This is a genomic window from Exiguobacterium profundum, assembly GCF_042652865.1.
GTDB classification, from domain to species: Bacteria; Bacillota; Bacilli; order Exiguobacteriales; family Exiguobacteriaceae; genus Exiguobacterium; species Exiguobacterium profundum.
The window spans coordinates 1,610,609-1,623,272 of sequence record NZ_JBHSHG010000001.1 but is presented as its reverse complement, the minus strand read 5'-3'; the positions used below and the strand labels follow the sequence as shown (position 1 = coordinate 1,623,272).

Here is a 12,664-nt window from a genome sequence, read left to right as displayed (position 1 = left end):
AAAGAGTGAGAACGAAACAATTCAACAAGTGAAACAATACAAGTTCATTGTACGGTGAGAGGAAAAGGACAATCAATGGGACAAAGGGTCAATTCACACCACTTTCTTAAAAAGGAGGTCAATAATTTATAAATGGGAATAAATTCAAATTCTGTTTATTTAAAAACGAAGCAAGCATTGACTCTCTGTTGAATTTTGGAAAACGCTGTATCGGATGATTCATGCTATCATTAGGTCAAATTTAAATGGGTGAGGTAGCAGACTGATGATCGAGAACAACTTTTCAAACCGAGTATATCGTAAACATCAAGAGAAACTGTTCGCGCTCGTACGGATGCCGATTGTAACGGGAGAAACGGTGCAGGAGGCAATTCTGTATATGTGTGAGATTGTCGCCGATATGTTGGCAGTCGATACAGTCTCGATCTGGCATTTTGATACATCGCATCGATCTATTTCATGTCAAGTCGCTTATTCTCACGAATCAGGGACACATCATCCGAAGTTGACGGTCCATCGTGAACTCGCGCCTGACTATTTTGATGCGCTTCAAACAGAGCGAATCCTTTCGTTTGAGGATGTTCGCAGTCATCCATGGGTGAAGGACTTGTACAAAGAGTACTTCGTAGAAGGAAAGCGTGTGTACTCCATGCTAGATGCTCCGATTTATGCAAACAATCGTGCCACAGGTGTGATTTGTTGCGAGACGTTTCTGCCTCGGAAGTGGAACTATCTTGAGGAATTGATTGTGAGTACACTTGCGGATTTTATTGCCATCCTGTACTTCCGGCTTGACCGGCAGCTTGTGGATGAACGGATTCATCAGTTAGCCTACACGGACGAACTGACAGGTTTGATGAACAAATATGCATTTGTCGAGGAAGTCGATCAATTACGTCAACAAGCGAGAGGGTTTTTAGGAGCAGTTTTATATATTCGAGCAGATGATTTTCGGTCTATTGAGGATGCGATTGGAACCGAAACATCGAATTTGATCGTGAAAGAAATGGCGAAACGACTACGAGCAGTAATCGATGAATCTAGGATGGCACGTACCTCGCAATCGGGATTTGTCATTTGGGTACCTTATGGGGAACGGAGGAAAATACGTTCGTTTGCAGAACATTTATGCGAGCAAGTGACGCGTGCGCCATATCGAGTCAATGAATTAGACGTTGTACTGACGACGAGCGCATTCATCTCCATTGAACATGAAAGTCGATCTACTTTGGATATGATTCATACAACACGTGTCGTTGCAGGTCAATCAGATGAGAAACGTGGGGTCATCAAGTTTTTTGAAGAGGCCATGGCGCAAGAAGCATCTGAGAGACTCTTGTTAGAGATGAATTTACGTACTGGTGTGATATCAGGTCAGTTTGAACTGTATTTCCAACCGAAAGTGAATGCTTCCTCAGGTAAACTGAAAGGGTTTGAAGGGTTGATGCGCTGGAATCACCCAGAGCGAGGTCTCGTGCCGCCGCTCGACTTCATTCCGCTTGCCGAATCAACGGGTGTCATCATCGACTTAGAGGAATGGGCGTTCGTGACGGCTTGTCGCCAACTCAAACGTTGGCATGAACGGGGAGACCGGTATGAACTCGCCCTCAATTTATCGGCGCGTCACTTCTTATCCGAAGGGGTCGTCGAAAAGTTTGCCCAAATCGCACGGGAAGAAGGGGTCAGTACGAGTTATTTGACCTTAGAAATCACGGAAAGCGTCGGGATGGAGAACCAGAAGCACGTCATCGATCGTTTTGTTGCATTCCGAGAAGAAGGTTTTTCCATCTCGATTGACGACTTCGGGACAGGGTTCTCGGCGTTCGTCTACTTGAAGCACTATCCGATTCATGAGATCAAAATCGATCGCCAGTTCATTCAAGTGACTGAGAATGACCCGACCGGCAACGTCATCGTCGAATCGATTGTCGATCTGGCACGTGGCTTGAACTTGAAGACGGTGTGCGAAGGCGTCGAGACGCCTGAGCAGTGGAACGCGTTACGCGAACTCGGCTGTGACGAGATGCAAGGATATTATTTCTCTAGACCGTTACCGCTTGAAGAACTTGAAGAATGGATTGTTGACTATACGACACAGAAAAGGGACGCCTGAGCGTCCCTTTTAGAATTGTATATATCAATATCTTTCACTCTTATAACTTACCTAAAGTTTAGATTGGGGACTCAAATACATATGAATAGCTCAACGCCACAACAGTCAACTCATGAAATTACTTTTTTTAGCCAATTCAAGAATTATATCTTGTTAGGGTTATTGGGAATTTTCTTGGGATGCTTAGATCAATATGCGAGTAGTTCCCCTTTGATTGATTTTGATACTACACTTGAGTTTTGGCTATTCCTAGTGACATTAGTAGCTGTGTTTAGCAAGTCACGATTAAACGCTTCCATTCATTCGATTATTTTGCTTGTTTCCACAGTTTTAGCTTATTACCTAATGTTCTATTTGAACTTAGGATTCTTACCTTATCAACTATTTGGAATATGGCTAACTATCGCAGTCCTATCCTCTGTCTATGCGTTAATCATTTGGAATGCCGGTAAAAGAGGGATAGGCGCAGCTATTTTAGGTTCAATACCTACTGCCTTTCTATTCAAACAAGGCTACTATTTTCTTCCAGATCTCTTATTTAATACTGAAGCAGCTCAAGTACGTATTCACTACTTTGGTATCGATATTCAAAGTGGATTTAATCTTGTGACTGCGGTTGTGCTTTATTCAATATTTTTTAAGATAACAGAACGTCGAATCATTTTAACGGTTTCTACGGTTATCATATTCTTCATTTTTAAAGAAACTGGCATCCTGTCGTTTCTGCCTTTTTAAATATAAAAAGAAAAGCATCTACTTTATTCGCGTTGAAATGAAGTAGGTGCTTTTTTGTCTATAGTCTGCAAAGGACGCCTGAGCGTCCCTTTTGCTATGGCATGAATGTGATTCGAATTGTGGTGCCGTGTCCCGGTGCACTGTCGACTTCTATTTTCCCGCCGTGGGCTTCGATGATGTCCCGTGAGATGGCCATGCCGAGACCACTCCCGCGTGCGTCGTCTGTATTCGTGCCTCGGTAATAGCGTTCAAAGATATAGGGCAATTCGGATTCTGCAATCCCATTTCCATCATCTCCAATCGTCACGACGTCACCCTCGATGTGGACCGTCACGTGCACCGAATCGTCATTATGGAGAAGAGCATTATACAAGAAGTTGAGCAAGGCTCGCTTCATAAAGTGACGATCGAGCGAGACGGTCGCTGCTTGAGTAGCCTCAAACTCGATGTGACGCTCCCCAAAGCGAGAATCGTTCAACACGTCGATGACGAGCTCACGAACGAACGGCTCGAGGTTTGTCTCTTCGAGCGTAAGTGGGAAATCGCCGTGTTGCAGACGCATCGTCAAATTGAAATCGTCGAGCAGTTCCTTCATATACTTAGCCTGTCGTTCAATCACATGTACGTATTGTCTGTGCTCGGTGTCATCTAACGAATCATCATCAAGTAGTTCGGCGTAGCCTTGGATGGAGGCGAGCGGGGTCTTCAGGTCGTGCGATACGTTGCTCATCCACTCTTTTCGACGTTCTTCGAGTTCTTCGCGCTGACGTTCATACGTTTTAAGTGTCTGTGAGACGGCATTCAAATCATAGAAAACAGGACGGTAAATCCCTGACTGCTTCGGTTCGGTAGTCGAAAAATCACGTTGCTTCAGCTGTTGAATCCGTTCGGTCAAGCGATATACAGGGCGCGTCAATCGTGAACTGAACAATAAACCGATCAAGGCGGCGACAAGTAAATCGACAACTAGAATCCAGAAGAACGCCTTCGTGATATACGAAAGGACTGCCTGTTCGTCTAACATAAAGAGCACCCGACGCTCATTTGCCTCCGGCACACCGATGAGATAACTGTACGATTCATACTCCCCGATGAAGTAGAGTCGGAGGTCATCATCCATATATTTATACATTTGAATCAATTCGATTGGAGAATAGGCGTCTGGTAATCCACTCGGGGCATCGACCTCGCTGACGACACGTCCCGTCTCATCTAAAAAGCGGACGAATGCACCCGTTTGGCGAAGAGCTTCCCGCCCGGCTTCTGACACAACGGGTTCACCGTCCTCAAGCGATACATAGGTGCTGAAGTTTCGGGTGAAGGTCTCCCCGGCGTTGCTCTCGACATCATCAAGTCCCGTTCGATCATTGATAAGGAGGCCGAATAAGATTGTAATGTTCAAGAAGACGACGAGCGCGACAATAAGGAGAATCGACAACAAATAGCGACCGGTCAGTTTCCATTTCATCATGATCGCTCCTTATACCGTCAGCCGATAGCCAAGTCCCTTGACCGTCTTGATATATGTCGGATCAGATGGATTCGGTTCGACTTTTTCACGGAGACGTCGGATGTGTACCATGACCGTGTTGTCGGATCCGAAGAATGACTCACCCCACACTTGCGTGAAGAGCGTCTCCTTGCTGAGAATCCGGTTCGGGTTGCGTAAAAAGCAGGCGAGAAGACCGACTTCTTTAGCCGTCAACTCCAATCGTTCCCCGTTCACATACACTTCTGTCTCGTCTTCATTCATTTGAAAGGGGCCGACGGTCGTCGTCTCAGGCATTGGTGCTTCCATCATTGAAACCCGTCGGAGCTGAGCCTTTACACGGAATGCCACTTCTTTTGGACTGAACGGCTTCGTGATGTAGTCATCTCCACCGATGGCGAGACCGAGCAGTTTATCGACCTCTTCCGATTTGGCAGAGAGAAAGAGGATCGGGATGTTGGACTGCGCTCGCATCTGTTGGCAGAGCTGATAGCCTTCACCGTCCGGTAACATAACGTCTAAGATCGCCAAGTGAGGGCGGAACGTCTCGAAGACATCAAATCCGTCTTTCAATGTGTGAGCGGTCCGAATCTCATGAAATCCTTCTTTTTCAAGCGCGCGTTGAATCAATATACATAAATCTTGTTCATCATCCACGATGAGAATCCGTGGCTGTTCCATCGTCATCACCTCTTTCTAAGCATATCACGTAAGGATTTTGTAAGGTACGCGTGAGTTGGAGTTAAGACAGAGGGCGTAATGTAAGGGACAGAAAGAGGTGCTGAACATGGAAACATTATTACAAGTAAAAGCGATTCAAAAGACATACGGGAAAGGGGACGCGACGTTTCGAGCGCTCGATGACGTCTCCTTCACCATTGAACATGGCGAGTTCGTTGGAATCATGGGGCCGTCCGGGGCTGGGAAATCGACGTTGCTCAACGTCCTCGCGACAATCGATACACCGACGTCGGGTGAGATTTTAGTCGAAGGCGATGACATTGCGGCGATGAATGAGGAGGCTCTTGCCGATTTCCGACGTGACCATCTTGGATTCATCTTTCAGGACTATAACTTGCTCGATTCATTGACGGTCCGGGAAAACATGTTGCTCCCGCTCGCCGTCTCGAAGACGCCGGTTCATGAGACACGCGCAAAGGTCGAACGGTTAGCGAAACGATTCGGACTCGAAGGAATCCTCGAGCAGTACCCGTATCAAATCTCAGGCGGACAGAAACAACGGACGGCTGTTTGTCGGGCGCTCATCTCGGACCCGAAACTCATCTTTGCCGATGAGCCGACTGGTGCGCTCGACTCGAAGTCGGCGACCGATCTCTTAGATACCCTCGCTCGGTTGAATGAAGCGGAGACGACCATCATGATGGTGACGCATGACGCCTTCGCCGCAAGTTTTTGCCGCCGAGTCCTCTATATTCAAGACGGACAGTTGAAGAAAGAGCTCATTCGCGGCAACGCCTCACGAGACGCATTCTACCAATCAATCCTCGAGGAGCTCGCGAAAGGCGGTGCGGTCGATGACGCTATTTGAGCTCGCTAAGAAAAACGTCGTACGGAATCTGTCGCGATACGCACTCTATGTCGGGACGACCATCTTTTCCATCGTCATCTACTTCACGTTCGCGACACTCAAGCACAGTCATGAAATCAGTGCGCTTGCGGAAACATCGCAAAAGATCAGCGGGTTGATGAGCACGTCGACGTTCATCCTCATGTTGTTCGTCGCTTTGTTTATCGCCTACTCGAACGCCTTCTTTTTGAGAGGACGTAAGCGAGAGGTCGGGCTCTACTCATTACTCGGGGTCCGAAAGAAACAGATTGGACTCTTGCTCTTGTTTGAGAATATCGTCATTGGAGCGGTGTCCTTGGTCGTTGGAATCGTGCTCGGCCTGTTCGGGTCGAATGCGCTTTTGCAACTGTTGATGCGATTGATGGACAGTGACTTGAACATCGGATTCGCTTTCTCTGCGTCGGCATTCATCGAGACGTTCCTTGTCTTTCTTGCTATTTTCCTTTTCACATCATTCCAAGGGTACCGCGTCATCTATCGCTTCAAGTTGATTGACTTGTTCCATGCGGATAAGAGTGGGGAAGGAGTTCCGACGGCGAAAGGATGGGTCGCACTCACAGGTGTGCTCACGATTGGAGCGGCGTACTGGCTCGCGCTCCAAGATTTGATGACGTCATCGCTATGGCGAATGCTCGGACTCGCGATGCCGCTTCTCATTATCGGATTGAGTGTCATCGGGTCTGCGCTTCTTTTTCACAGTGTCTTGATTTTCGCATTGACATGGTTGAAAGGGAACGAACGTTGGTCGTGGAAACGACTCAATTTGTTGACGACGTCACAGCTCCTCTATCGCATTCGCGGGAACGCGAAGACGCTCACGTTGATCAGCATCATCAGCGCGACAGCAATTACGGCAGGAGGTGCCATCTTTAGCGTCTACTACTACGCGGAAGAGAATGTCGCCTCTTATACACCATACACGTATGCCTGGAAAGGGGATGCGGTCGAGGTGAACGGAGCGACGTTCGAATCAAGTGTCGAACAAAAGACGATTCGGACGGAAGCGCAATACGGAGAGCGTGAGCTCGGGGTCATCGATGAATCGACATATCGCCATCTTCTGCAAGGTCTCGGCGTGGCAGAGCCGGCACCGTTCAGACAGGATGAGGTCGTATGGGTCGACCCGTTCTATGACGAACGTTACTCGGAGAATCTTGAATCGGTCGAACTGTCAGGACAGACGGTTGACGTGTCGACGCGTCTTGAAGAATCACCGCTCAACGTGATGACGTTCGGCGGGTCGTTCCTCGTCGTCGCCGACGACATGTTCAAAACGATGACGGAGCCGAGCGAGACGTATCACGTTGCCCTCACGGAGTCGTTCAAAGATCAGCGCGAACAGTCTGAGCGTCTAGCGGGACTCGGGCTTGAATCGTTCTCGAGTGCACCGGACGTGTACGCCGAGACGATGGCAATGAACGGGGCGCTCCTCTTTGTCGGGACATTCCTTGGGCTCGTCTTTCTCGTTGCAACAGGTAGCGTCATTTTCTTCAAGACGATGACGGAGGCAGAGGATGACCGGGCGAAGTATGCGATATTACAGAAAATCGGGATATCCGATCGGGACGTGCGCCGGACGGTGCGCCAACAGATCATCGTCGTATTTCTCGCCCCGTTCGCGCTCGGGATTCTTCATGCGACCGTGGCGCTCATCGCGTTTTCAAACTTGTTGAGCATGAATTTCACGATACCGGTTCTCGCGTGGATGGGCGTCTATACGACCATTTATGCGGTCTATTATGGCATCACAGTTCGCCGCTTCATGACGGCGATTCGATAAGGAGAGAAAAATATGAAAAAATGGATTGGAATTGCAATTGTTGCGATTGTATTGGTCGTTGGATTAACGCAGGTGGATTGGAATCGGATTGGGAAGGATAACCTTTTCGTTGAAATCGGAGGAGCGACGGATGTAGAAGAGACGACGCTCGAGAACGGCGATGTGATGAAGCGTTACATTTATACACAATCCGCGTTCACGGAGGAAGGTGACCAGAAAGAAGTCACCTTTACCGCCGGGAAAGAACTTCGGGAGGGGGCGTTCTTACGTCTTTATGTCAAAGATGAAGATACCGTGACTTCGTACGACGAAGTGAAACGGGAAGAGCTTCCTCGTCCAGTCATTGAGAAGTTGTAAAAAAAAATCATTCGTCACGAACATCATGACGAATGATTTTTTTTTGCCTACTCAGACGAGAGGAGTTTCCTAGGCATGGAGTTCAAGTTTGAGTATGTACGTTAGTTCATGATGCGCCAATTCAGAGAAGTTTGTTTTCTTCACATGTGTTCGTGGACGCAATCCGCATTCCAGTGCGATGTCGACGATGGTACGAATCTGATTTTCCGTATAGAATCGCTTCCGGCCGAACGTAAATGGGGTCGGTGGCAAGACGCCATCTGTTTCCCATTTGATCAATTGCTGTTGGCTGCGTGGGATGCCGGCCACGCTAAAGGCGCGACTCAATTCTTTGAGCGGATAGACCATTAGATGCTGCTCTTTATACGAAATTAGTTTTCCCTGTTCCGGTCGGTATGTATCCCATTCGGTCGCTGAAAACGTCAGGTCGGCTTGGTCGAAGTCGTGTTGAGCGGAAGGAATTGAGGCAAAGCTTGCGAGGTCTAGGCTGTTCATCGTGTATGTCTCCTTCTTCAAGACTGACTAGTGAAATTCAAAAAAATGCCCTCCTACGTATCGTACCCCATTTACAAGAATTTAACTTACAGTTTTTTCAAATGTGGGGAATAAATCATGGTACTTTTGACGTATTTTTGAATGCTGTCTGCCGAAGATTAAGATACCCTACTTAATATGAAAACTCAAGAAAAGTAGACAGAAATTGAAAAATGAATAAATATTCAGATAGTTTAGGACTATCGTCACTTATTGTTATAGAAAAATAGAATGAGCACTTCGACTTTGTAAGCGGTTAATAAGGACGAAGGAGGTGAGACAGATGGCAGCATATCGAGAAACGGCGACGATGCTTTATTTGGACACCCGGCGACAACTCGACGGCAAAGAGAAAAAGCAACTCGTCCGCTATGGACCGCTTGGAAGTCGGATGGATGAAGCGCGGATGAAACAGTTTGGTGACTTGATCAAGGCACTGATTGATGTGGAATCCGCCAACTACGTCGTGGCCCAAGAATTTCTAGTGTATTAACAGGGAGGACTTATGAAGAACCTCACTCGTCCCGCTGCCAATCCTCGGCACGATGAGCAGGTGGTCACATGAGTTGGCCCGAACTCATCTCAAATTTGGGGTTCCCTATCGTTGTCTCGCTCTATTTGCTTCATCGGATTGAGACGAAGCTCGATCGTATGATCCAGCTGCTCGAACGAATGGATACCTCGACCGCATCAGAAACCTAATCCCCTATTGAAAGGAGCCATCCCCCATGGCTGTCTTAACAGAGAAGAAAGCAACGTTCGTTTTGACGACGCATCATGACGTACAAACAGCAAAACCGACGAAAAAAGCACAACGGTTCGGTCCGATTCGTGCCGACCTGACGGCAGATACGATTGATGCGTTCGGTCGTCTCTTGATTGATCTCGTCATTCAAGAGGGAGCAGACCTCGGCATCGTCCGTGAATACGATTTAGTCTAACCCACATCTTAAGGAGGAGAATAACCCATGACTGACACGAAACTTGAAATCTCATTTTTAGATGCATTCCACAAGGTCGTACGCTTCCGCTTGAATAACGTGAAACAACCGGTCGAAGCCCAAAAAGTAGAAGCGCTTGCTGACTTCATGGTCGCCAACGATCCGCTCGCAAAGAACGTGATGGAGTGGACCGAAATCAAGATGATTGAAGGTACGCAGACCGTATTGAGTGAAAAGTAAGGTCAAGAAGCATCGCCATGGCGATGCTTCTTTTTATTTACATAATTATCTTTCAAAAATCATAATTAACAATTATATTAAAAGAAGCAAAAAATAAATAAAATAAGGAAGGGTTTGTAAAAAGTTGAAACGATATCTATATGCCATCATGCTGATGATGATGTTGCTTATGTTGCCAAAGCAGGAGGCGTTGGCTGCTTCTGTCATCGAAACCGGGACGAAACTTGAACAATCAATTAAAGTCATCCCGCAGTCACCATTTTATCTAGACTATCTGAACGGGAAGACGCGCCTGCATGACCCGAATAATCAGTCCACCGTTATCATTGACTATCCCGGGGACTTAACGACGCATTCATCTGGTGACGAAGGGAGCTACGGAGGTGTTCGCTCGTGGATTGCGAGTTTAGACAGACAGGAATGGATTGCCGTTCCGCAATATGACCAACCTCTCATCCGTATCCAACGAGACGGAACGACGTCTCGAATCGACTCCTTGGAATCACCACATCGGGCGTACCTCGTATCGTATGATGCCAGTCGAGACGTGATGCTCTGGCGTGATTCGTACAAAGGCGAGTGGGCGTTGACGGATATGAAAGGAACGGTCAAAAGGACTTACCCGCTCATTTCGGGACAAAGTCTGATATTAGGGACGAATCTTGATGAATTGATTGCATTCAACACGTCCGACAAGTCGATCACACACTTCTCACTCGACACGGGAGAAGAATTAGGAAAAACGACGTATCCGAATGAATCGTTGTCCATCGATTTTGAGTCGAAGACCGATCGACTCTTTATGAAAGGATCCAATCATTTATACGTCTACGATTTCGCAACCCGAACGATTCAAACGCTCAATTTGAACGGGCAGGTCCACTACGATCTCACGTCATTGGTCTATCACGATGGGATTTACTATGGTGTGACGTTTGATGATTCGATGGTCACGATTGATTTGGCGGAAGGTCGCATCACGGAGACGAGCTTGCGCACGCGCAACACGAATAGCGAGTTCGATTTAATCGAGAATGGGTATTTCGTGCAAGACGACCAGTGGTTGTTGTCAATCGAACGTTTCGGGCAAAAACCGAAAGAAATGTACACGTGGTTGAAAGCTACTGGCAACTCGGAGGAGGGGCATACGTGGCTGAATCATGCATATCAACTCATGGCGACCATCACAACCGTTGATGGGATCGAGCATAAGGTGCCTGTTGCTGAATTGCCGACGGATGTGACACAAGTCGAGTCGGCACAATCGTTCGCGGAAGGCTATACGATTCCATCATTTGATCAATCGTTCTCCGCTAAGGTCAGCTTTGCCATGCTGGACCATTGGAAGTCGTTCAAACCAGTCAAACAACTTCCGCTTCAAGTCGACACCTCGTTCGAATACGGAGCAGTCGGGGAGATTAGCGGAATGACGGCACCGAATGCGACCGTATATCTTTCGTGTGAAAAAGCATCGTTTGCTACGTGTTCGAGTCCCGTTCAAGCAGACGAGACTGGTCGCTTCAAGCTCTCGAATGGAATCATCGAAGGAAATCAAACAATCGAGCTATATGTTTCTGATGCATGGGATTACCGTCAAGCAACAGAAGCGTCTGTCAAAAAGAGATTTATGCTTGGACAGCCGGTAATCAACAATCCAACAAAAGTTCTGACAGACACTCGAATGGAAGGGGTCTCTATCCAGACAGAACCTCACGCAAAAGTGGAAGTAAGACAATTAAATTCGAAAACAGCATTTGAAGTGAAAGAAGTTCAGGCGGATGAACACGGTGTGGCGCAATTGACGACATACAGTTCTGACCAACCCTGGTCATACCGGATCTTTTTCCGTGTCCTTGGACAAGAACGTCCTTACGAGATGGTCTACGTTACGAAAGACTATCCGATGCCATCTTTTACGTGGACAAAACCACCAAAAACAGGTGACACGACGATTACCGTATTTAACGACAAGTTAGACCCGGTTCTCGCTGTTTCTCGTAACGGTAGATCCGAATCGGCGAAACGCCTGACGAAAGGTCTCAACGTCATCAACTTGAAAGAACCGCTACGCGAAGGCCAGACAATTAAACTTGTTGCGAGTTTTCGTCCAGAACTTACCCAAACGCTAGAGAAAAAAGTGACGAGTGACACACCAAAAGTATTGACGGTGAAAGATGTTCTCCTCACGTCTTCATCCGCGACGTTCACGTTGGCACACGATCCAAATACGGATATCAATTTCATCTCAAACGGAGTCGTACTCTATACTCGCGTTGTCGGGACGAATCGATATCATATTTCGGCAAAACCGGGAACAACAGTCATCATCGAATCTTCATACGGATCGAAACGAAAGACGCTAACGTATAGGCTACCAAGTGCGACAATCCCATCGGTGACGTTGACGGACGAACAGACGAAACGGGTCGGGAAGACACTACCGAACGCGACCGTGACGTTAAAGAATGGCTCGAAAGTCATCGCGACAACAAAATCGAATGCAAATGGGTCCTACACGCTCACGTTCAGCCGTCCTCGTGCTGGAACGAAACTCTATTTCGAGGCGAAGTCGGGTATTCATCGTGACGCGAAATCAGTTGTGGTTAAGTCGGGGATTCGTCCGACAATCAGCACAGGGACCATCCGTTCGACGACAAAATCAGTAGCGGTGCGAACGAACGTCCCGTATGGCACGCTATATGTCTACAACGGCAGTAAGTTAGTCGCCAAAAAGTCCATCGGCTCGACGACGACCAACGTCTATATCGGAACGCAGCGACGTGGGTCGAAACTGACATTCAAAGTCGTGACGCCTGCGAATCGAACGAATCAAACAACGAAATCTGTGTATTGAATAGTCAGAAGGTGACTCTTGCAGTTTGAGTCA

At 47.5% G+C, this 12,664-nt stretch carries 13 protein-coding genes; 10 read left to right on the top strand and 3 right to left on the bottom strand.

From position 1 onward, the window contains the following. Window positions 1-265: 265 nt before the first annotated feature. Both ACFO4U_RS08290 and ACFO4U_RS08285 read left to right on the top strand, forming a co-directional pair. On the top strand, window positions 266-2,113 hold the full coding sequence (locus ACFO4U_RS08290) for a sensor domain-containing phosphodiesterase (RefSeq protein WP_215243665.1): 1,848 nt from the start codon (window positions 266-268) through the stop codon (window positions 2,111-2,113). Window positions 2,114-2,194: 81 nt separating this feature from the next. Then, window positions 2,195-2,848 carry a hypothetical protein gene (locus ACFO4U_RS08285; protein WP_214815688.1) on the top strand — a complete coding sequence of 218 codons (654 nt, stop codon included), beginning with the start codon at window positions 2,195-2,197 and terminating at the stop codon, window positions 2,846-2,848. A gap of 94 nt (window positions 2,849-2,942) precedes the next feature. Here the strand turns inward: ACFO4U_RS08285 and ACFO4U_RS08280 are convergent, their stop codons facing one another. Continuing rightward, window positions 2,943-4,316 carry a sensor histidine kinase gene (locus tag ACFO4U_RS08280; protein ID WP_306462364.1) on the bottom strand — a complete coding sequence of 458 codons (1,374 nt, stop codon included), beginning with the start codon at window positions 4,314-4,316 and terminating at the stop codon, window positions 2,943-2,945. A gap of 12 nt (window positions 4,317-4,328) precedes the next feature. After that, the gene (locus ACFO4U_RS08275; protein ID WP_074035939.1) at window positions 4,329-5,018 is read right to left on the bottom strand and encodes a response regulator transcription factor; all 690 of its coding nucleotides are present in this window, start codon (window positions 5,016-5,018) and stop codon (window positions 4,329-4,331) included. A 106-nt stretch (window positions 5,019-5,124) separates the two neighbouring features. Here ACFO4U_RS08275 and ACFO4U_RS08270 point away from each other — a divergent pair, with 106 nt between their 5' ends. The 3 genes from ACFO4U_RS08270 to ACFO4U_RS08260 are packed head-to-tail and all read left to right on the top strand — an operon-like array spanning window position 5,125 to window position 8,062. Beyond that, on the top strand, window positions 5,125-5,886 hold the full coding sequence (locus tag ACFO4U_RS08270; RefSeq protein ID WP_159562873.1) for an ABC transporter ATP-binding protein: 762 nt from the start codon (window positions 5,125-5,127) through the stop codon (window positions 5,884-5,886). Beyond that, window positions 5,873-7,705 carry an ABC transporter permease gene (locus ACFO4U_RS08265; RefSeq protein ID WP_215243666.1) on the top strand — a complete coding sequence of 611 codons (1,833 nt, stop codon included), beginning with the start codon at window positions 5,873-5,875 and terminating at the stop codon, window positions 7,703-7,705. The genes ACFO4U_RS08270 and ACFO4U_RS08265 overlap by 14 nt, the downstream gene beginning before the upstream one ends. Before the next feature lie 12 nt (window positions 7,706-7,717). Further along, window positions 7,718-8,062: a YxeA family protein gene (locus ACFO4U_RS08260; protein ID WP_074035945.1), complete on the top strand. Its 345-nt coding sequence runs from the start codon at window positions 7,718-7,720 to the stop codon at window positions 8,060-8,062. Window positions 8,063-8,131: 69 nt separating this feature from the next. Here the strand turns inward: ACFO4U_RS08260 and ACFO4U_RS08255 are convergent, their stop codons facing one another. Beyond that, window positions 8,132-8,557, bottom strand: coding sequence for a MerR family transcriptional regulator (locus ACFO4U_RS08255; protein ID WP_074035947.1), 426 nt, complete (start codon window positions 8,555-8,557; stop codon window positions 8,132-8,134). Window positions 8,558-8,879: 322 nt separating this feature from the next. Between ACFO4U_RS08255 and ACFO4U_RS08250 the strand changes: the two genes are divergently transcribed. The 5 genes from ACFO4U_RS08250 (at window position 8,880) to ACFO4U_RS08230 (ending at window position 12,631) form a co-directional block, all read left to right on the top strand. Continuing rightward, window positions 8,880-9,089 (top strand): hypothetical protein, encoded by a 210-nt coding sequence (locus tag ACFO4U_RS08250; RefSeq protein ID WP_012727210.1) that lies wholly within the window; start codon window positions 8,880-8,882, stop codon window positions 9,087-9,089. A 68-nt stretch (window positions 9,090-9,157) separates the two neighbouring features. Then, entirely contained in the window at window positions 9,158-9,298 is a 141-nt protein-coding gene (locus ACFO4U_RS08245; protein ID WP_074035951.1) for a YvrJ family protein, read from the top strand. 26 nt (window positions 9,299-9,324) lie between these two features. Continuing rightward, window positions 9,325-9,537: a hypothetical protein gene (locus tag ACFO4U_RS08240; protein WP_159562870.1), complete on the top strand. Its 213-nt coding sequence runs from the start codon at window positions 9,325-9,327 to the stop codon at window positions 9,535-9,537. Window positions 9,538-9,564: 27 nt separating this feature from the next. Beyond that, window positions 9,565-9,777 (top strand): DUF2922 family protein, encoded by a 213-nt coding sequence (locus ACFO4U_RS08235; protein ID WP_074035953.1) that lies wholly within the window; start codon window positions 9,565-9,567, stop codon window positions 9,775-9,777. Between the two features lie 124 nt (window positions 9,778-9,901). Beyond that, window positions 9,902-12,631 (top strand): hypothetical protein, encoded by a 2,730-nt coding sequence (locus ACFO4U_RS08230; RefSeq protein ID WP_215243667.1) that lies wholly within the window; start codon window positions 9,902-9,904, stop codon window positions 12,629-12,631. Window positions 12,632-12,664: the final 33 nt, after the last annotated feature.